A 21,209-nucleotide genomic window follows, 5' to 3' on the forward strand; every position below is an offset into this window, starting at 1 on the left:
GACAACAACGGCATGGAGCGAGTGATGCGGTACATCGCTATGGGAAGAAACAACTACCTATTCGTCAATAACAACGCATCGGCCGAGAATTACGCTCGCATCTACTCCTTTATGGCCACCTGCGATGAGGCAGGAGTCAACTTCTACGATTGGCTACTAGCAGTCCTTCCAAAGCTCCCCAAGATAGGCGAGCTCACAGAAGACGAAATAATCAACCTCCTCCCAGGTCACATAGAAGTCTAACTCAAAAAGACACCGAGGCACAAAATAGCCTGTAGGTGCCAAATCGTACCTACAGGCTATTTTATTCTCTCCTTACACGCCCGTTTTGGGAGAGTTACGACCTATGCTATTGGAGTCTCGCTATGCCCCTCAACAAGTGTAGCGATATTGCGCCCATTTACATTCTGGAATACGGATAGCTCGAATATTCCTATCACTGCAAGAAGATGGTCGAATATATCGCTCTGGATATTTTCGTAATCCGTCCAAGCCGTAGTGTCTGTAAAGAAATAAAGCTCTAGCGGTAATCCTTGAGGGGTAGGCTGTTGCTGGCGAACCATACAGGTAAAACGGCGGTGTACCTTTGAGTGTCCCTTAAGGTATAGCTCAATGTATCTGCGATAGAGTCCTACATTCGTCAGCTCCCTGCGAGAGAACGAGCTCTCCAAGCCACGCTCCTTATTATCTCGCTGAATATCTACTACGACTTGGTCAATGTACTCAGCTAGGGCAGGGGAGTTGTGTAGCCTCTCGAGTAGTTCAGGAGAAGCGAACTTAATACTCTGCATGTCTATCAATATCGAGCGCTTCACACGTCTACCGCCATCCTCTTGCATCGGCCTCCAGTTTTGGAAAGACTCCGTTAGCATACTGTAAGGCGGGATTGTAGAGACCGTAAGGTCGAAGTTCTTGACCTTAATAGTGGCTAGAGAGATATCTATCACATCTCCATCTACACCGAATTTCTCCATGGTTATCCAATCGCCGACACGCACCATGTCATTATTGGAGAGTTGGATGCTAGCTACAAAGCCCAAAATAGTATCCTTAAATACCAACATCAGTACTGCCGATAGTGCCGTAAGCCCTGCGCCTATAGCCGTCATATCCACCTTAAATATGATAGAAATAACCACTAGGATAGCAATGAAGTAGACAATCCCCTTGAATACCTGAAATAGATTGACAAAAGGACTCGATTTGTACTTCTTCGATGCCAGCATATTCGTGCGGATAATATCGAAGATACAGGCAATGGTCTGCGCTACTACCCACGTGACCACTACGCCACACACCACTTTTAGTACGTTGTACCATATTGTCGGTACAGGCCATACCACTTGTAAAAGGCTGGAGAATAGCGAAATCCCTACGATGAGTATTACCTTATTGATTATCTTCGTATTCTGTCTCCCTCCGTTTTCAAATGCAGGAATCTTCCCTATCAGTTTAGGAAGTGTCCGTACGAAAAGTAGTTTAAGTATCACCCATACCAAGAGGGAAAAGCCCGCAACCACTAGTAAACTTATCAATTGGTGCATCGGACCACCTTCAGTAAGTCCAAGGTCAAAGTAATTGATAAGGGCGTTGAGCGTATTCCGCACATCATTCATAGGGTAGATACTCTCAATTAGCTTCTCTTCTATTGCCTTAGGAGCATCTGCTAAATCTGCTACTGAATATTGATTCATATTTTCTTGTACGCTATGTCAAATTCTCTAGTGCTATTAATGGAAATCTCATTGCTCAGCTCTGTCTCCTCAATAAATACTTGTATCGGACGGTCAAAACTATCTAGCAAGTAGGAAATGTGCGATTGCTGGTGGTAGTTAGCCCCTGAGGTTACCTTTGAGCGAAGGAAGTGCCTGCTCCTAGTCCCCATCATATAGGTTAAGAGCATCTTGATATCAAACCCATTGATAAATAGGTTAATATCTGGGAAGATATGATTCTCCTTATTTTTATAATAGGTCATCTTTACCCTTGCTTCACCATCATAAGATACCCCCTCTAGGTTGCCCTCGTGCCAGTACATCTTAGCGGTGGAGTCCTCGCTAATAATTTGGGAAAGCTCCGCACCATTGATAGAAGTATCCCAGCGCTCCTCCTGACCTCCCTTAGCTCGGTGGATGATAGATGTCACCACATCTAGTTCGTTGAGCAGCAAGTAAGAGACATCATCGGGCGTATCCTCATCATCTAGGTAGGTGAGTACTTCTACTCTGTCCTCTTGGAAATCGAAAACGAGGTGCTTACGGCTCGTAACATTGCCCATGCTATCTAGTCTGAGTTGGGTGGTCCTGCTACAGCGTTCCTCGTCGTCCCAAAAGAAAAGCCATCTCTCAGTTAATACCCCATCTGTCGTAATATTCACATGGTCAATGAGAGGCGAATAATTGCCAAGATATGCCCTCTTTTTCTGTGTATACTCTCGTGTAAGATAGACACCAAGCGCCACACCAGCACCTATCCCAATCATCTTCCAAAAACTACTTTTCCCCATATGTCTGTATTTTTACTGCTTTGGTAGTTATTACTTCCTTCCAAGCAAATATACATATAATATCTTGGACAGACTCAGCGCATAGCGATATTTCATAAAATCTCTCCCTGTCAGGCTTGACCTGTCTCGGTATCTTACATGACCATTTAGTATATATATTAATCTACTGGATTGATATATATTAACTGGATAGATTAGTATATATTAAATGGTCAAGGGATATAGCGAGGGGGGCAACGAGTAGGGGTGAAAGATTCTTCGCCCCTACTATATCCGTCTTTTCCTGGATATATTGACCTTTTTCGGGGCGATTTAACTATCTAGTTGACCTTATGTGCCTGAGGTTTCACTGGTCTGTTGACTACTATTTCCTAATTTACTTGCCTATGCTCACTAAGTGGTTGACTTTTTCAGCCAATACAATGGGTATTATCCGTGTCTATTAGCCTTTCTGGTTGACTTTGACCTGCAAAGGAGTTTATAGACCCTTTCCATTGTTTTGTCTTGAGTCGTGGTTCCCCTTGTAGGGAGAATTATCATCATGAGTGTGCGTTATGTTTGGAATTTAGCGCATATTTTATTACCTTTGCATCCAGAAGATGGGTTGGGTGTCCCATTCTTAATACACCCAATACATATAATATATAGTAGGGGCAGTTACCAGAGTGGACAAATGGGGCTGACTGTAACTCAGCTGGCTTAGCCTTCGGTGGTTCGAATCCATCACTGCCCACCTTATATGTACTTCTTAGGATTTTACTTTTTTTGATTTAGTCCCTCCGTAGATATTCTTATTACCCTCCGTTCTGGATTGGGTAGGTCATGGTCGGTATTGAATCTTTATATAAATATATATGGCACGTACTTACACGCTTTTAGAGCTGAATTCTCTTAGTGACGAAGAACTAAATAGGGTTGCTGATGAGCTTGGTACCAAGGGGAAGACCCCTAAAATGTCTCGTCAGGAGGTGGTCTACCAGATACTCGATGAGCAGGCAGCCCAATTAGCACAGCAAATTTCCGGCAACAAAAATAATAGCAACAAAAATAGGGGGGGGAGTGGTATTAATGGTAGGGGGAAAAAGCCTCAAGCCAAGATCTCATCTGCCACTAAAGAACAAGAGTCAAAGCCGGTAGATCCTGCCAAGGAAGAGGCGGTAGCTAAGGTGAAAGCCCAGGTAGCTGCTGGAAATCAGCGTCGTAAGTCTGCTGATAAAGGACGGGAGACTGCGTCAAAGGAAGTAGAGTCTGTCAGTAATAAGGTAGAGCCCGAGAAGCCGCAGCCTCGTCGTCGCGGTAGACCTACAAAGGCGGAACAGGCGGCAAGAGCAGCAGCGAAGGCCGCCAAAGAGGCAGAGGCTGCAGCAAAGGAGAATGCCCCAAAGGAGAATGCCCAGCAGCCTGAAGTTACTAAGCAGGAAACGAAAGAGGCTGTTGTCACAAAGGAGGTGTCTAGTAAGCCTGAGCAACCTCCCACACAGAAACAGGTGTTTGTCAATAAGAACGCTAATAAGACGATGCTCACTGACATGATGAGTATGATTGTGCCTACTCACCCGCAAAAAAGGTCTGAGGAGCCAAGGGCTATTGTACAGCATCAGCCTCAGCAACAATTGCCTCCACAGCAGCCTAAGCCTCAACAGTCTCAACAGACTCAGCAAAATAGTAATCCAAGCAATAGTGCTAATAATCGCCCTCAGATACAGTTGGTGCAGCAGCCTGTGGCGCAGCCGGTACAGCAGCACAGACCTTCAGTCCCGATGTATGACTTTAAGGACTCGCTCCGTAGCACAGGTGTGCTAGAGGTATTGCCAGATGGGTATGGTTTTATTCGCTCAAGTGATTACAATTATCTATCGAGTCCGGATGATGTGTACGTCTCTCAGTCTCAGATTAAGACTTATGGGCTCAAGACGGGTGACGTGATAGAAGCTATTGTGACCCCTCCTAGGGATAAGGATAAGTACTTCCCTATGAAGAGCCTTGTGCGCCTCAATGGTTGTGATCCTAAGCAGGTGCGCGACCGGGTACCTTTTGAGCACCTGACTCCGCTCTTCCCAACAGAGAAATTTAAGCTAGAGTCTCCTGCGAGTGTAAAGGTTCAGGATAAGATATCAGTACGTGTGGTAGACTTATTTGCTCCTATAGGTAAGGGACAGCGTGGTCTGATTGTGGCTCAGCCTAAGACGGGTAAGACGATGCTTCTCAAGGATATCGCTAATGCGATCTCTCACAATCACCCCGAAGTGTATATGATGATACTCCTGATAGATGAGCGCCCAGAGGAAGTGACCGATATGGCTCGTAATGTAAATGCTGAAGTGATTGCTTCTACATTCGATGAGCCAGCAGAGCAGCATGTAAAGATTGCCGATATCGTGCTCCAGAAGGCTAAGCGCCTAGTAGAGTGTGGGCATGATGTGGTTATCCTACTCGACTCTATCACCCGCCTAGCTCGTGCTTATAATACGGTACAGCCCGCTAGTGGTAAGGTGCTCTCGGGTGGTGTAGATGCCAATGCTTTGCAGAAGCCAAAGCGCTTCTTCGGTGCTGCTCGAAATATCGAAGGCGGTGGTAGCCTTACCATTTTAGCTACAGCTCTTACCGAGACTGGGTCGAAGATGGATGAGGTGATATTTGAGGAGTTCAAGGGTACTGGTAATATGGAGCTGCAGCTCGATCGTAAGCTCTCCAATAAGCGCATCTTCCCAGCTGTGGATCTACTTAGCTCTAGCACCCGTAGGGACGACCTATTGCAGGATAAGGAGACTCTCAACCGTATGTGGGTGCTTCGCCGTTATATAGGTGATATGAACTCAGTGGAGGCTATGGAATTTATCAAGAATCGCATGGAGGGCACAGTGGATAACATTGAGTTCCTCGCTTCGATGAATGACTGATTTTATGCCATCCGTAATCATAAGGAAGCAGCAGAAGTGTCTTTGGATACTTCTGCTGCTTCTGTTTTCTATTCCGTTATGGGCACAAGGGACGTTTGAAGGACTTGTAGATATTCAGGAGGTCGACCCATCTATCCAAGTAGAGCTGATGTACGCCACAAAGGATAACTTTTTGGGGGAGAATATGTATGGAGATCTTACTCAGGCGTATGTGTTACCCCACTTTGCAGAGAAGCTGAAGCGTGCTCAGAGAAAGCTGAAGTCCGACTGGGGAGCGGCTTACTCTCTTTTGGTCTGTGATGCTGCTCGTCCTCTTAGTGTACAGCGCCGTATGTACGATGCGGTAAAAGGTACACCCAATCGGGTCTATGTAGCTTCACCTGATAATGGAGGGGGAAGGCATAATTATGGTGCCGCTGTGGATGTAACTATTGTAAACACTACCACTGGAGAGCGTGTAGATATGGGTAGTGAAGTAGATCACTTCGGTATTCGCAGCCATACCGATAATGAGCAAGAGCTATTGCGAAAAGGATTGATTACGAGGAATGCGTACGACAATCGTCGGTACCTCACCCGACTACTCAATGCAGAGGGACTCAGAAATATCCGAAAAGAGTGGTGGCACTTTGAAGAGCGCATCAGTATCAAAGAGGTACGCACTAAGTACCGACTCATCAAATAAAAGTAGTAGGGGACTTGCGACAGGGTTGCATCAGTAATTTTCTATATCTTTGCCTAGAGAATCTAATAACAAGCTGTATTATAATGAATAAGTATCTATTAACAGCTCTTGGGCTATTTCTTTCCGTAGTAGCTGTAGGGCAAGAGGTGAGAGGAATGGTGGAAGATGATAAGAGTGGAGCATTGCCTTTTGCAACAGTTAAGGTGTTCTCACTCCCCGATTCTACCCTACTTGTTGCAGGAGTGACCAATGGAGAGGGGACTTTTGCCCTTCCTGTAAGCGGAGCTCAACTTCCTCTCTTGCTCAGAGTGAGTATGGTGGGCTTTTCGGAATCCGAATCGGTAGTTCATTCATTTTCAAATCATACCATAGTGCTTACCGAGAGCGCTACGATGCTCGGCGAGGTTGCAGTTACAGCCAATCGAATTCCCCACCGTATGGTGGCGGGAGGACTGAGTACCTCGATAAGCGCTACGCCATTATCTCAGCTTCCTGATGTTTATAGCGTTCTTAGATGTATTCCTTTAGTAGAGGTTCAGGGGGAGGCTATTACTGTATCAGGTAAAGGTACTCCTATAATATATATCAATGAACGCTTGATGACTAATCCTAGTCAATTGAGGCAGCTAAAGCCCTATCTAATTAAGGATATTGAGGTCATCACCAATCCTAGTGCCCGATATGATGCTACAGTGCATTCGGTGATTAAGATATATACTAAGCGAGAGCCTGGTAGTGGCTTAAGTGGCTCTATAAGGGAGGATATGAATAAACAATTGGGGAAGAAGCTGGGCTTCGGAACTACCTTAGGTCTGAACTATCGAAGGGATAACTGGGACTTCTTTGTTGATGGGTACTATACTACTAAGCACTACGTTAGTGGCTCTAGCGAAGCTACCTTTACAGGTAAGATAAAGGATAGTGAATGGGTCAATAAGTCTCAAATTAAGAGCGATACTTACGACAAACTAGGAGGCGCTACTGTAGGAGTAAACTACGAAGATGACGAGCAGAGCTTCGGTATAAAGTATGCACTAGAGACTAAGGGAAGAGTGTCCGAGCTGTACAATGCTATGCTGAGCAAGCTGGATAAGAAGCCTGCGGTCACGCTCTATAATCACAACCTGATGCAGTCTCCTTGGTCTGTCTCTCATCGTCCGAGTCTCTATTATCTGCGGAGTATAGGTGAGTGGAAAGGGCAGTTGGATGTAGACTATTACCTAGCACCTTCGAATAACTTATCTCAAAGGGTGAGGGAAGGGTATACGATAGATTATGAATTGGATAATAAGGTGAGTAACTCTGGTGCTTCATATAGTTCTATAGGTGCACGTGCCGATTTTAGAGGCCCGCTATGGGGTGGTAGTCTAAACATTGGCGGCGGCTACTCATATATCCACAATAAGTTTTTCGCTTACAATGATGCTTCATTGGCTTTGCCTAATCTCGAGAGTAAGATAAGAGAACAGCTGATGGCTCTATACTTTGAGTATAGTATCCCGATATTGAAGCGTTTGCAGTTTACTGCAGGGTTGCGTATGGAGCGCCTCAATAGTCGATACTACAATAAGGAGCAATTGGATGAGGACAAGAGTAGGGTATGGACGAACTACTTCCCATCTTTCTCTCTAGCAGGCAAGCTTTGGGACGTCAATGCTCAGCTCTCTTTCCGTAGTTCTATTGAGCGGCCAAATTATTGGCAGTTGCAGCCACAGTATACTTACCTAAGTAGGTTTGAGTATCAGGTGGGCGACCCCTTACTTCGCCCAGCCATCGAGTACAATACGCAGTTGTTGCTCAATAAGAGTTGGCTAACTTTTATGATGGGTTATTCTTATACTGTAGATTGCTTGACCCAGACGACTGAGCTGATGAAAGACCTCAACAACCCTGGGCAATACCTGCCGTACACTACCGTACTTAAGAACATTAATGCAAAGCCTCATCATAGTCTATCAGCGACATTGGTGGCGAGCCCCAAGATAGGCATCTGGCACCCTACGTTTACAGCGATGTTGAGCAAGATGTATGGGTATGATATTTGGTACTTTGACCAATTGATTACCAATCGTAAGCCTCTATTGGTTCTTGGGATGCAGAACCAGTTTGCATTCCCTTATGATATTACAGCTTCGCTGAATATGCAGTATATGCCTTTTGGAAATATCGATAACATAGAGATTATTAAGTCGGGACTAGACTCTTATATCCAGGTATCCAAACAGTGGCTGAAGGATAAGTCGCTGACTACCACAATTAGCGCGAATAACTTTGTTAACTATCATGGTATGAGGGCGAGGATAAGGACTAGACACACGGAAATTGTTGCACTAGACTATAGACCAACGACATTTATGTTCACTGTGTCTTATCGTTTTAATAGTACTCAACGCAAATATCAGGGGGTTGGTGCACTGGAGGAGGTTATAGAGCGTATGTAAAACCAAAGGGGCGGTGTGGGTGTTGTATCAGTATATGAATAAGGTTATGAATACTCGCATTGCTTTTTGGCTGAGCAATCCGTCATTGCTATGGCTGCCTTTTGCCTTCCCTTTTTTCTTCGGAGCTTGGGGCGTCCTTATCGGTGGCGTATTACTCGTGCTTATTATTGGGAAACGAAGGTCTATAAATAGTTCATGGAGACCGTTCCTCTTTTTACCACTCCTTATACTATTGTTGAGCATAGTGGGGAGCTATCTTTGGTTTCCGCGATGGGTGCCAGAGTGGGGGTTATTGTCGGTAGCTATCTCTGCAGGTTGGCTCTGGCGTATAGAGTATGTGCTATCGGATGACAGTCCTCTTGGTATCGAGGAGTGGTTATTTAGTGCTCGGCTATTTGGACTTGGGAGTCTTGCATACTTATTGCTGACGCTCATAGTCTCTATAGAGGCGTCATGGTTGCCTGGTGTATTGATTATTGCTGGTGTGCTATTCCATTACCTCAGGTTGGGACAACAGGTGGAAAAGAGTAGATTTAGTTGCCCTGTCTCTAGTCCACTAGTACGTATGGCTATTGTCAAAGGGGATGAAGTGTGGCTTACTGATCGCCCCTTTACAGGATGTTATATAGAGGGACAGGAAAGTCAGTGTCATGCTCCTATTTATAGGGATCATCCTTTGACCTCCTGTGTTAACCAAGACGAGACACCTGAGGAGGCTCTTACACGTGCTTTTGTTGCTGCTGGGCTTCGTTGCGAAACGACTCCTCGCTTCTTGCTTAAGTATCAGCATACTGTGTGCTCAAGTAACAAGCGTATGATATATCTTTTTGTCCTTAATGTGAGGTCGGAGGAATGCGCTGATATGCTTGAGCTTCGTGGTCATTTTTATTCCCCAGATCAGATTGAAGAACGATTGCAAAAGCATCTGTTTTCTCCCTTATTTGCGGATGAATACGCATATCTCAAGAATACCTTACTTAGGGTCAATACATTGAACGCCTAAGGTGGTAAAAGAGATTGGAAATTGGTAAGTTTGTGCTCAGGTATGATTAACCAATGAGGCGTATTTTGAGATGGTTGATGAGAAGTGGGATGGAATGCCCCAGCAGGGAGGTGTTGAGGATCGGAGAACTTGGGTCAAGACTTTTTGGGACTATGTAGAGGGGGATATCCTGGAGAGGAGATTTAATGGGCGAATGATTATGTGGATCATCGCCTTCACTTTGTATGCAATGTTTCAGGTGGGATTCAATTTTATGGGGATGCGCAAAGTGAAGACCATTTCGGATAATAACAATAAGTTACAAAGCCTCAAGATGGAGTATATCTCTATCTCTACTGATTTGATGGGGGATAGTCGTATCACGAGCATTGAGAAGAGGGTGGAGGAAGCTAGACTTGCTATCAATACTCCGAAGACAGCTCCTATTATCATTAAATAGGGATAGTCCGGTATGAATCATCTGGAAGAGAAGCAGCGGGAGCGAGGTAACCGACAGAGAACCTTGCGTATCCATAAAGGGTGGCAAAAGTATATGCTACTTGGAGTGATTCTCCTAGCCCTAGGGTGTTTGGTCGTGTTGAAGGCTACGGTTACGGCTACGGTCAATGCACATAAGTGGCAAGCACTTATGCCCACTCAGACGATAAGGAAAAATGTTGATCCGATTCGTGGTAATATCTATAGCGACTCGGACTTGCCCATAGCTATCAGTGTGCCAAGGTATGTCGTTGCGATAGACTTTGGGTCGAAAGGCTTTGAGGATGGCGTATTCAAGGAACAACTTGAGGATTTGTCTAAGTCCCTTTCTACCTTAATAGGGGACCGGTCTGCGGCAGAGTATAGACGTGTTCTATTGACTGGGAAGGGGAGAGGACGGTTTCATAGGATAATTAGGAGGGAGGTAAGCTATGTAGAGCTCCAAGAGATACGCAACCACCCTTACTTCAAAGGACGCTCTCGCTTCAAAAGCGGTCTTGTAACTGAGTCGTACGTTAGGAGGGTACACCCTTATGGGAATCTTGCTTTTCGTACGATTGGAAGGATTATGAATGAACCAGACTCTCTGGGGCTAACGCATGGTAATAGCGGACTGGAGATGAGGTTTGATTCGGTACTATGTGGTGTGCAAGGCATTCAGCGGTTAGTAAGGATGCCAGCTAGAACTGTGCCTATCGTGGAGAAGCCAGCGCTAAATGGGATGAATGTCTATTCTACCTTGAATGTGGATATTCAGGATATTGCCGAGAAGTCCCTCCGTAAGACGCTAGTAGAGGTGGATGCTGACTGGGGATGCGCTATTGTGATGGATGTGAAGACTGGAGCGATCAAGGCAATGGCTAATCTTGATCGAATGAAAGAGGGCGTCTATATGGAGGGCACTAATCATGCGCTTGCCGATCTTATTGAGCCGGGATCTACATTCAAGACTATTTCTATGTTGGCTGTTCTTGAAAATAAAGGCGTTAATCCTGAGGATACTATTGATGTTGGGAATGGGTTGTACTCGGTAGGAAGGGGTTTGGTGATACGAGATCATAACGCACACAAAGGAGGTTATGGTAAGATTACCTATAATGAGGTTATTTACTTCTCTTCCAATGTGGGAACAGCTAGAGCGGTTATGAAGACCTTCGGTGATAATAACCAAGCCTACTTGGATGCACTTATGAAGATGAATGTCTTTGACCAAATAGACTTAGAGATTCCTGGAACCGCGTGTCCGAAGATACAAAAGGATGTCAGTAAGTGGACAAAGAGTACTATGCCATGGTCTTCATACGGGTACGAGGTCCTGGTACCACCAATATATACTTTACGGTTTTATAATGCGATAGCTAATGGTGGCAAGATGATGGAGACCTACTTAGTTCGTGAGGTGAGTGGCAATGGTGAAGTAGCTTACGAGCGTGAACCGAGGGTCATCAACGAACAAATTGCTTCCGAAGAAGCTCTTGGCCAGATACGGTTTATGCTCCGAGGGGTAGTGACTAAAGGAACGGGTAAGGATATGGACTCCCCCTATGTCGCGATTGCAGGGAAGACAGGTACCGCACAAAAGCTCGGTGGAGGAACTTTCAAAGGTGGTGGACATAACGTCTCCTTCTGTGGATACTTCCCTGCGGATAATCCCCTCTATAGTTGTATCGTTGTGGTGAGTCGCCCAAGAGGCGTATATCCGTCAGGTTCTATCCCTGGCAAGGTGTTGAGAGAGATTGCGGAGCAGACTATTGCCACCTCCTACACTGTGCCCATTAATGAGGTCAAGGCAGACTCTCTAGCGACCTTTAACCAAAGAGTACTGGCAGGGAATACCAAGAGTATTAAGAAAGCAATTAAGTATACAGGTGTTGAGCCCGATCGATTCGATAAGAAGTCTGAGTGGGTAAAGCATGAAGGTGGTGATAGTTTGCAGATGCTCACTTCCACTACTCCTCAGTCGGGCGTTATGCCAGACATGGTGGGTATGAGTGTGATGGACGCAGTATATCTAGGAGAGAAGTTAGGGCTTACGGTGAGGATATCTGGTAGCGGAGCTGTCGTCGGTAAGCAATCAATAAGAGCGGGGGAGAGGGCACGAAATGGACAACATTTATTATTGACTCTACAGAGGTAATAGCATGAAGTTAAATATAATGATGAAGGGTATTGCCCACGAAGTGGTGGCGGGTGATACAGATAAGGAGATAAAGAACCTAACGGCAGACTCGCGGGAGGTAACCGAAGGGATGCTATTTGTGGCTTTGCGTGGAACAATTACGGATGGCCATGATTATATTGCACAGTCTATTGATAAAGGAGCTTCGGCTATCCTTTGTGAAGAGGTGCCTGATAATCGGGTGGAGGGTGTGACTTACCTAAGAGTAGAGCATACTGACATGGTTATCGGTGAGGTCGCTGCGAACTTCTATGAACACCCATCCGATAAGCTAAAATTAGTAGGCGTCACTGGCACCAATGGTAAAACCACTATTGCTACATTGCTTCATGGGTTATTTACTAAACTGGGTCATAAGAGTGGCTTAATCTCAACCGTTTGTGTGGTCGTTGATCAAGAAAGGATTCCTAGTAAGCTTACCACCCCCGATGCTCTTACTCTCCAGCGGTATCTTTGGGAGATGGTTAATGCAGGATGCGAATATGCGTTTATGGAGGTTTCTTCCCATGCAGTACATCAGTACCGTATACGAGGTGCTCATTATGTGGGTGGAATATTCACCAATCTTACTCGTGACCATTTGGACTACCATGGCACCTTCCTCAATTATCTTCATGCTAAACAAGGGTTCTTCGATAGTTTGTCTAAAGATGCCTTCGCCCTTACTAATATCGACGAAACTAATGGTATGGTGATGGTGCAGAATACCAAAGCGTCTGTGCACACCTATGGACTGAAGCGCGATGCAGACTTTAAGGGCAAGATTCTTGAGCAACATTTAGATGGAACTGACATGCTATTTAATGGGCAGGAAGTCTGTACAAGGCTAGTCGGAGGATTCAATGCATATAACATGCTCGCTATCTTTGGCGCAGCTGTACTTCTTGGTCAGCCCGAAGAGGAAGTGCTGACGGTGCTTAGTTCTCTTACCTCTGTGGATGGGCGTTTCCAGACTGTTACTTCTCCAAAGGGATATGTAGCGGTGATTGACTATGCTCATACCCCAGATGCGTTAGAGAATGTACTCGGAACGATTACTGATCTTCAGAAAAGTCATGGAGGTCGTATCCTATCAGTAGTCGGAGCTGGTGGCAACAGAGATACAGGCAAGCGCCCGATTATGGCTTCTGTAGCTGCGAAGTTATCAGATATTACTATACTAACATCTGATAATCCCCGCCGAGAGGATCCCGAAAAGATTATCGAAGATATGGCAGCGGGGCTTGATGCAGAGATGATGCGCCGTACGCTCAAGATTACTTCTAGGCGTGATGCTATCCGTACTGCGTGTACGATGGCAATGCCAAGCGACGTCATACTTATCGCTGGTAAGGGTCACGAAAACTACCAAGAGATTAATGGTGTTCGCCATCACTTCAGCGATCTTGAGGAGGTGGAGAAGATTATCGACGAAGAGAAAGGAGGAGCTACTAACTGATGCTTTACTATCTATTTGACTATCTACAGAAGATCGGTACTCCGGGTATGGGGGCATTCAGTTACACTTCTACCCGTGCAGCCTTAGCACTGATTGTGAGTCTTCTTATCAGTACGCTTATTGGTAGTCGGATTATCGATTGGTTAAGGGGGAAACAGATGTCCGATCCGGTACGACCTCTCGATATTGAGGGGCAGATGGCAAAGGTAGGTACCCCTACAATGGGTGGTATCATCATTATTATTGCCATCCTTATCCCCACACTTCTATTCAATAAACTCAATAACATTTATATCATACTAATGGTTATTACCACCTTATGGTTGGGTATGCTTGGGTTTATGGATGATTATGTCAAGGTCTTTAAGAAGAACAAAGACGGTATTCATGGACGGTACAAACTCATTGCGCAGCTTGGACTAGGTGTCATCGTAGCCTTAGTACTTCTTACAAGCCCATCAGTTGTGATAAAGGAGAATATTGCTACAGAGACTGTCAATAAAACTCTGGTCGTTACCCACTCCAATACAGAAGTTAAGAGTACCAAGACGACCATCCCTTTCCTAAAGGATAACAATCTAGACTATTCCGAAGTGGCAAAAGCGGTTGGCGTGAAGCAGAATGCTGAACTTCTTACCTTCCTCTTGGTGACTGTCGTTTTTGTGTTTATTGTTATGGCGGTCTCCAATGCTGCCAATCTCACCGACGGACTAGACGGGCTTGCTGCTGGATCGTCCGCTATCATAGGTGTTGCGCTTGGTATATTTGCTTATATGAGTTCCCATATCCAGTTTGCAAGTTACCTTAATATCATGTTCATCCCAGGAGCGGAGGAACTGGTAATCTTCGCTGCCTCCTTTATTGGTGCTACAGTAGGCTTCCTTTGGTACAACTCATATCCAGCCCAAGTATTTATGGGAGATACGGGTAGTCTTACCATTGGGGGTATTATCGCGGTATTCGCCATTATCATCCGTAAGGAGTTGTTGCTACCTATCCTCTGTGGTGTATTCTTTGTTGAAGCACTGTCTGTGATTCTGCAGACTACTTTCTTCAAGATTACTAAAAAGAGGACTGGCACAGGGCGTCGGGTATTCAAGATGACCCCATTGCACCATCATTTTCAGAAGCCATCCGGAGTAGTGGATGCCTTGATACAAGGTCCTACTAGACCAATTGCGGAGGCAAAGATTACGGTGAGATTTTGGCTCATTGGCATCCTTCTAGCAGTATTAACTATTGTGACTCTCAAGCTACGTTAATTCCAATTATGAGTAAAGAGTATTTTATCAATCGCACTAACCCTGAAGCGCCTATGGACGAACGTGGTGAACAAATCCCATTGGTCGAGATAATAGGGAAAGAGATCGTTATCCTCGGAGGAGGCGAAAGCGGAGTGAGTGCTGCACTACTTGCCAAGAAAGAGGGTCTTGTGCCATTCCTTTCTGATAATGGACCGCTAAAATCCGAGATGAGAGCTCTGCTTCAGTCGGAGCACATACCCTACGAAGAGGGAGGGCATATCCTATCCAATCTCAATCGCGCAAGTGAAGTGATTAAAAGTCCTGGTATCCCTGATACTGCCCCAGTAATAGTGCAGTGCGAGTCGATGGGGCTTCCTATTATATCCGAGATAGAGTTCGCTGCCCGATACCTGCGCCCTGAGCAGTTTATTGGTATCACTGGTAGCAATGGCAAGACCACGACCACTACATTAGTGGATATGGGTCTGAGAGCCGCAGGGGTACACAGTAGTGCTTGTGGCAATATCGGTGTCTCACTTGCTCGTAAGGTTCTCGATGGAGATGCCGACACATTTGCTATGGAGCTGAGTAGCTTTCAACTCGACCGCATGTACGATACGCACCTCCACATAGCTATGCTACTCAATCTCTCTCGAGACCACCTAGATAGGTACGACCATAAGTATGAAAACTATGCACTCGCCAAGTGGCGCATCTTCCGTAACCAAGGAGCGGGCGACTATGCGATCCTCAATGTCGATGACCAGTTCTTCTCCAAGCTAAGGGTAGAGCATCCACTCACTGCCGAACATATGCTTACCTTCTCATGCAAAGATCCTAAGGCTACTGCCTATTTCGATGGCAAGACTATTCACTTACCAGGCGAAGTTACATACGACTTCAGTAGTTTCCGTCTTCGAGGAGAGCATAATGCCCAGAATGTCATGGCGGCTGCACTAGCACTCTATGCCTATGGTATTGCGCCCGATCACCCCGAGGTTGTTGAGGCTTTCTCCACTTTCGGTGGAGTTAGGCATCGTACTCAGATTGTCGGTGAGTGGCATGGCGTCACCTTTGTCAATGACTCTAAGGGTACCAATCTCGATGCCACTGCCCATGCCCTAAGTGCAATGCCCGATGGGCGTACCATCCTATTCCTTGGTGGTACAGATAAGGGGAATGACTACTCAGAGATATATGATTTGGTAAAAGCCAAAGCCAAAGCCCTCATCTTTCTTACCCTCGATACTGATAAGCTGCACAAGAGTTTCGATATTCTCCAGCTTCCGACCTCCACAGCCCATAGTATGGCAGAGGCGTTCCAACAAATACAGGCACTCGACCTTCATGAAGGAGATGTCGTCCTCCTCTCTCCAGCTTGCGCTAGTTTTGATCTCTTCAATAACTACGAGGATAGGGGCGACCAATTCGTCTCTGCTTTCCAGCAACTAGTCTAGAAGCTTTTCTTTGCTACTTGGTTGATTATGTGTAAATTTGCTTTGTAAACAAGGTATGAACAACTAAAGCAGAAAAGAAATGATTGATGTTATTGGAACAAATGCTGGACTAATTTGGCATGCTCTTGATGAGAGTAAAAAGCCACTCACGGTAAAAGAACTTCAGAAAGCTACTGGTATCCGTACGCAGGACGAAGTGCGCTTTGCACTAGGATGGCTCGCAAAGGAAGGTAAGCTTACTTTTGAGGGTGCCGATAAAGATGCTAAGATATCACTGGTGAGATAACCCAAGAGTATACAAAAGGGGTTACACCGCAATCGATGCTGTGTAACCCCTTTTTTGATATCTATAGATGGATTATAATAATAGAGAGAGCCGTGGTGAGTGCACTCACCACGGCTCTCAGTGTTAGAATGAATGGCGTATTACATCATTCCTTCCATACCACCACCAGGCATTGCTGGAGGAGTTGGCTCAGGAATGTCGGTAATCACGCACTCAGTAGTAAGGAACATACCAGCGATGCTAGCAGCATTCTCCAAAGCTACACGAGATACCTTAGTAGGGTCGATGACACCAGTCTCGGTTAGGTGCTCATATTTGTCGGTGCGAGCGTTGTACCCGAAGTCACCCTCGCTCTCCTTAAGCTTCTGGATCACTACAGCACCTTCCTTACCAGCGTTGGCTAGAATCTGACGAAGTGGCTCTTCGATAGCACGGCGGATGATCTCGATACCAGTCTGCTCGTCATCAGTATCACCCTTCAAATCCTCAAGAGCCTTTGTAGCGCGGATATATGCCACACCACCACCAGGTACTGTGCCCTCCTCGATAGCAGCACGAGTAGCACTCAGTGCATCCTCCACACGATCCTTCTTCTCCTTCATCTCCACCTCACTTGGCGCACCTACGTAGAGTACTGCCACACCGCCTGCTAGCTTAGCCAGGCGCTCTTGTAGTTTCTCCTTGTCGTAGTCCGAAGTACTTGCCTCAATCTGGTTCTTGATGAATTGTACACGTGCTTCGATATCCTCCTTAGCACCGCTACCATTTACGATAGTTGTGTGATCCTTATCAATCGTTACCTTTTCAGCTGACCCCAGCATCTCCATAGTAGCAGCCTCAAGGCTTAGACCCGTCTCCTCGGTGATAACCGTACCACCTGTTAGCACTGCAATATCCTCTAGCATAGCCTTACGACGATCCCCGAAGCCTGGAGCCTTCACTGCAGCTACCTTGAGTGACCCACGCAGACGGTTAACCACAAGGGTAGCCAATGCTTCGCTCTCAATATCCTCTGCGATAATCAGCAGACCACGACCAGTCTGTACTACTTGCTCTAGGATGTGGAGAATCTCCTTAAGAGTGCTCACCTTCTTGTCATAGATGAGGATATATGGGTTCTCAAACTCCACCAACATCTTCTCGGTATTGGTCGCGAAGTATGGGGAGATATAACCCTTATCAAATTGCATACCCTCTACCACCTCGACAGTGGTATCCATGCCCTTTGCCTCTTCTACAGTGATAACACCTTCCTTCTTTACCTTCTCCATTGCCTCAGCAATGAGCTTTCCTATAGTCTCGTCACCATTAGCAGAGATCTTAGCCACGTGCTCAATCTTTGCTAGGTTATCACCAATCTCCTTGCTTTGCTCGCGGAGTGAAGCCACTACAGCAGCTACAGCTTTATCGATACCGCGCTTTAAATCCATTGGGTTAGCACCTGCAGCAAGGTTCTTGATACCTACATTAATAATACTCTGTGCAAGTACAGTCGCTGTAGTAGTACCATCACCGGCATCATCATTAGTCTTTGTTGCTACCTCCTTTACAAGCTGAGCACCCATGTTCTCAAATGGATTCTCAAGCTCTATCTCACGTGCTACAGACACACCATCCTTGGTGATGTGAGGGGCGCCAAACTTCTTGTCGAGTATTACATTACGTCCCTTTGGACCGAGCGTTACCTTCACTGCATTTGCCAGCTGGTCTACACCACTCTTAAGGAGCTCCCTTGCTTCTGCTTCAAACTTAATCTGCTTAGCCATATATCTTATTTATATTCTTTTCTAATTATATTATTTTAATCAATCACTGCTAGGATGTCGCTCTGTCGCATCATGATGAACTTCTTGCCTTCAAGCTCCAGTTCAGTGCCAGCATACTTGCCATAGAGTACGCGATCTCCCTTCTTTAGGAGCATCTCCTCATCCTTAGTACCCTTGCCAGTAGCCTCCACTATGCCTTGAAGGGGTTTCTCCTTAGCTGTGTCTGGGATAATAATCCCACTTGCTGTCTTCTGCTCTGCCTCTGCAGGTACCACAAGTACCCTGTCTGCCAATGGTTTGATATTCATATCTATTACGTTACTTATATGTTGATTATTAAATATTCATCTACTAGTTCTATGGAATAAACGTGCCAATGCGGTCTCCCTGACAAAAGCGACACGAGATGACAGACTCGGATAGACAAAAAAGCGCCGCTAGTGACTCCACTAACGGCGCTGTATCTGCTCTTCCACTTGGACTTGAACCAAGGACCCTCTGATTAACAGTCAGATGCTCTAACCAACTGAGCTATGGAAGAATAATTCTTATCTCTAAAATGTAGCTCTTCCACTTGGACTTGAACCAAGGACCCTCTGATTAACAGTCAGATGCTCTAACCAACTGAGCTATGGAAGAATGTTTCGCAACCCTAGTATCGTTGGATTGCTCGGCAAAGATACTATAAATCTCGAAAGTAGCAAATAATTCTATGGGAAATCTTACGATAATTTGCCTTCATCTGTTATCGAAGAGGGACATCCTACATGGGGTAGAGCATATATGTGCTGGCGCAATGCCTATGAATTAATTCGGCATTCACGGCTGTTCGCCACACCATATCTTAGAAAATGAGTAATTTTGAACCCTGAATCGATAGAGACCTTGCTTCCTATAGATACCTATAGAAGTATGAGTCCCCTCCGAGGGGAGGAAGTTATGTCTCTTGATAAAGATTAGAAGAATCAATATAATATCAATTGTATGAATACTCACTTTTATACTTGTAGGCGATTTGCTCTACTATCTTTCGTTATTGCCTTTTGGGGCTTCTCTAGTGCTTTCGCCCAAAAGGGGATTGTCCATCTTGTTGGCGCTGGTCCTGGCGATTCAGAGCTTATTTCTGTGAAAGGAGTAAAGGCACTGAAGCAGGCAGATGTCGTGCTCTACGATGCCCTTGCCAATCCCGAGATACTACTCCACTGCCGCAAGGATGTCCGACTTATTCCTGTGGGCAAGAGAGCGGGGCGCCCCTCTATGAAGCAAGAGGAAATCAATAGACTCCTTATTGACGAAGCCAAAAAGGGCAATTTCGTAGTCCGACTCAAAGGTGGTGACCCATTTGTCTTCGGGCGCGGAGGTGAGGAGCTACTCGCTCTAGCCAAAGAGAATATAGAAGTCAAGGTGGTTCCAGGTGTGACAGCGGCTATTGCAGCTCCTGCCTATGCTGGAATCCCTGTAACTCATCGTGCATTGGCTAGGTTATTCACCCTTGTTACCGCAAGTACTAAAGACCAAAACCTTCAGAACGCCCTCAAGTGGAAGTCGCTCGTAGAGCTAGGTGGTACAATCGCATTTTATATGGGCGCTCGCATCGTTCCTGAGATTTGCCAGCTCCTGACTACTGAGGGGCTATCTCCAGAAACACCTGCAGTAATTATCAGTAATGGTACTCTGCCAGCTCAAAAGGTTATACGTGGGAGCATCAAAGACTTCACACCTACATTTGCCGATTATGAGCATCTGACACCAGCGCTCTTTCTTGTGGGAGATGTTATAGAGGTGGTCAAAGACTATCAGATGCCAGAGCCTACTCCAGAACTTAAGGTGTTGGCAATTACGCTGAACCGAAAAGTGAGTGAGCTCTGCCCGAGGATTGAGGATAATGTGCTACTCGCTGAGACGTTCCCTAGCACTAGGGTAGATCTCTATAGTCAAGACTATTTAGAGCTTCTAAAGAGTGTCGGATTTACCCACATGGTATTCTCTAATACCAAAAGTGTAGAAGCCTACTTCAAGGCCTGCCAAGAGAGTGGAATAAATTTCATAGGCGACAATACTACTCTTATTACGTTGGGGGAATCTATAACCGATTTGCTGAAAAGTAGGGGCTACGAAGCTGTTACTCTAAAGTCTTATAACGAAGTGGCAACCTATCTAGTAGGAGATAAGGCCAAGACGTTCTCCTCTAAGTACGATGCCGTGTCAGGAGCCACAAAACCTGCCAAGAAGACACATTGATCTTCTACAAAATGCATGAGTGATCACAAATTACGGGGTAGCAACCCCACGTCCTCGCTAGGGGCAGATTCGCATAACGCGTGATATTAGCGATGCTTTCCAGTGTCACGCTATCCCTCTCTCAACTTATTGTAACAGCTACTATCAGTAAGTATTTTGCTTGCTGATAGTAGCTGTCCTTTTATAGATACATAGACCATCCAATAGAGGAGTTAGTTTTGGTATACTCTCTCCTTGTTACACATCCAATGTGTTTACTCCTCTATGCTAAAGTCTTTTAAATGGGTAGAATTCATATTCTCCAGTCACATCACTTCCGGTATAGAGCAGAGTATTATTCTTCTCAAATCGGTATAACTGTTTGTGGACACTTCTGCCAATTTTGCAGCCATCACCCATAAGTAGAATAAAGATTGCACTGTCTTTTGTGTAAAAGTAGTGCTTAATCTTTCTCCCGCTATCGCTAATATCGGAAAATATACATTCCCCATTTGCTTTATATTCAATAATGTAATCCCCATATAACTCTTGAGTCTCTGGGTTAAATGATCGCCATTTACCGATGAGGAGAGGATCTCTCTCTTGG

General features: G+C 45.5%; 16 protein-coding genes, 3 tRNA genes and 1 pseudogene. 13 read left to right on the forward strand and 7 right to left on the reverse strand.

The window, feature by feature from the left end:
* Positions 1–243, forward strand: a pseudogene (locus A3GG_RS13625) (IS66 family transposase); the annotation flags it as partial.
* Between the two features lie 101 nt (positions 244–344).
* On the opposite strand, the gene A3GG_RS0106455 reads toward A3GG_RS13625, so the two are convergent.
* Positions 345–1,694: a mechanosensitive ion channel family protein gene (locus A3GG_RS0106455; protein WP_018358495.1), complete on the reverse strand. Its 1,350-nt coding sequence runs from the start codon at positions 1,692–1,694 to the stop codon at positions 345–347.
* The gene (locus A3GG_RS0106460; protein WP_018358496.1) at positions 1,691–2,506 is read right to left on the reverse strand and encodes a hypothetical protein; all 816 of its coding nucleotides are present in this window, start codon (positions 2,504–2,506) and stop codon (positions 1,691–1,693) included. Before A3GG_RS0106460 ends, A3GG_RS0106455 begins: the two co-directional genes overlap by 4 nt.
* Before the next feature lie 651 nt (positions 2,507–3,157).
* On the opposite strand from A3GG_RS0106460, the gene A3GG_RS0106465 reads away from it, so the two are divergent.
* The 11 genes from A3GG_RS0106465 to A3GG_RS0106515 all read left to right on the forward strand — a co-directional run bounded on the left by A3GG_RS0106465 (position 3,158) and on the right by A3GG_RS0106515 (position 16,616).
* Positions 3,158–3,239, forward strand: a tRNA-Tyr gene (locus A3GG_RS0106465).
* 121 nt (positions 3,240–3,360) lie between these two features.
* Positions 3,361–5,406, forward strand: a complete 2,046-nt coding sequence (rho, locus tag A3GG_RS0106470) for a transcription termination factor Rho (protein ID WP_018358497.1) — start codon at positions 3,361–3,363, stop codon at positions 5,404–5,406.
* Positions 5,407–5,410: 4 nt separating this feature from the next.
* On the forward strand, positions 5,411–6,091 hold the full coding sequence (locus tag A3GG_RS0106475) for a M15 family metallopeptidase (protein ID WP_156808697.1): 681 nt from the start codon (positions 5,411–5,413) through the stop codon (positions 6,089–6,091).
* A gap of 83 nt (positions 6,092–6,174) precedes the next feature.
* Positions 6,175–8,532, forward strand: a complete 2,358-nt coding sequence (locus A3GG_RS0106480) for an outer membrane beta-barrel family protein (protein WP_018358499.1) — start codon at positions 6,175–6,177, stop codon at positions 8,530–8,532.
* Positions 8,533–8,578: 46 nt separating this feature from the next.
* Positions 8,579–9,535 carry a hypothetical protein gene (locus tag A3GG_RS0106485; RefSeq protein ID WP_156808696.1) on the forward strand — a complete coding sequence of 319 codons (957 nt, stop codon included), beginning with the start codon at positions 8,579–8,581 and terminating at the stop codon, positions 9,533–9,535.
* 70 nt (positions 9,536–9,605) lie between these two features.
* The gene (locus A3GG_RS0106490; RefSeq protein WP_018358501.1) at positions 9,606–9,974 is read left to right on the forward strand and encodes an FtsL-like putative cell division protein; all 369 of its coding nucleotides are present in this window, start codon (positions 9,606–9,608) and stop codon (positions 9,972–9,974) included.
* Positions 9,975–9,986: 12 nt separating this feature from the next.
* The gene (locus A3GG_RS0106495; protein WP_018358502.1) at positions 9,987–12,149 is read left to right on the forward strand and encodes a penicillin-binding protein; all 2,163 of its coding nucleotides are present in this window, start codon (positions 9,987–9,989) and stop codon (positions 12,147–12,149) included.
* A gap of 4 nt (positions 12,150–12,153) precedes the next feature.
* Positions 12,154–13,629, forward strand: coding sequence for a UDP-N-acetylmuramoyl-L-alanyl-D-glutamate--2,6-diaminopimelate ligase (locus tag A3GG_RS0106500; protein WP_026215683.1), 1,476 nt, complete (start codon positions 12,154–12,156; stop codon positions 13,627–13,629).
* Positions 13,629–14,891 (forward strand): phospho-N-acetylmuramoyl-pentapeptide-transferase, encoded by a 1,263-nt coding sequence (mraY, locus tag A3GG_RS0106505; protein ID WP_018358504.1) that lies wholly within the window; start codon positions 13,629–13,631, stop codon positions 14,889–14,891. The genes A3GG_RS0106500 and mraY overlap by 1 nt, the downstream gene beginning before the upstream one ends.
* Before the next feature lie 8 nt (positions 14,892–14,899).
* Complete coding sequence (murD, locus tag A3GG_RS0106510; protein WP_248637663.1) at positions 14,900–16,330, forward strand: UDP-N-acetylmuramoyl-L-alanine--D-glutamate ligase; 1,431 nt, start codon at positions 14,900–14,902, stop codon at positions 16,328–16,330.
* A gap of 79 nt (positions 16,331–16,409) precedes the next feature.
* Entirely contained in the window at positions 16,410–16,616 is a 207-nt protein-coding gene (locus A3GG_RS0106515) for a winged helix-turn-helix domain-containing protein (RefSeq protein ID WP_018358506.1), read from the forward strand.
* A 140-nt stretch (positions 16,617–16,756) separates the two neighbouring features.
* On the opposite strand, the gene groL is transcribed toward A3GG_RS0106515, so the two are convergent.
* The 4 genes from groL to A3GG_RS0106535 form a co-directional block, all read right to left on the reverse strand.
* A complete protein-coding gene (gene groL / locus A3GG_RS0106520) occupies positions 16,757–18,382 on the reverse strand; it encodes a chaperonin GroEL (protein WP_018358507.1) in 1,626 nt (541 codons plus the stop codon).
* Between the two features lie 35 nt (positions 18,383–18,417).
* Positions 18,418–18,690: a co-chaperone GroES gene (locus tag A3GG_RS0106525; protein WP_018358508.1), complete on the reverse strand. Its 273-nt coding sequence runs from the start codon at positions 18,688–18,690 to the stop codon at positions 18,418–18,420.
* A gap of 159 nt (positions 18,691–18,849) precedes the next feature.
* A tRNA-Asn gene (locus tag A3GG_RS0106530) sits at positions 18,850–18,923 on the reverse strand.
* A gap of 24 nt (positions 18,924–18,947) precedes the next feature.
* Positions 18,948–19,021, reverse strand: a tRNA-Asn gene (locus A3GG_RS0106535).
* 345 nt (positions 19,022–19,366) lie between these two features.
* Here A3GG_RS0106535 and cobA point away from each other — a divergent pair.
* Positions 19,367–20,623 carry a uroporphyrinogen-III C-methyltransferase gene (cobA, locus tag A3GG_RS0106540; protein WP_018358509.1) on the forward strand — a complete coding sequence of 419 codons (1,257 nt, stop codon included), beginning with the start codon at positions 19,367–19,369 and terminating at the stop codon, positions 20,621–20,623.
* Positions 20,624–20,890: 267 nt separating this feature from the next.
* On the opposite strand, the gene A3GG_RS13630 is transcribed toward cobA, so the two are convergent.
* A partial coding sequence (locus tag A3GG_RS13630; RefSeq protein ID WP_033408542.1) for a hypothetical protein occupies positions 20,891–21,209 on the reverse strand: 319 nt, incomplete at its 5' end.

The sequence above is a fragment of the Porphyromonas levii DSM 23370 genome, assembly GCF_000379925.1.
Classification (GTDB): Bacteria; Bacteroidota; Bacteroidia; order Bacteroidales; family Porphyromonadaceae; genus Porphyromonas_A; species Porphyromonas_A levii.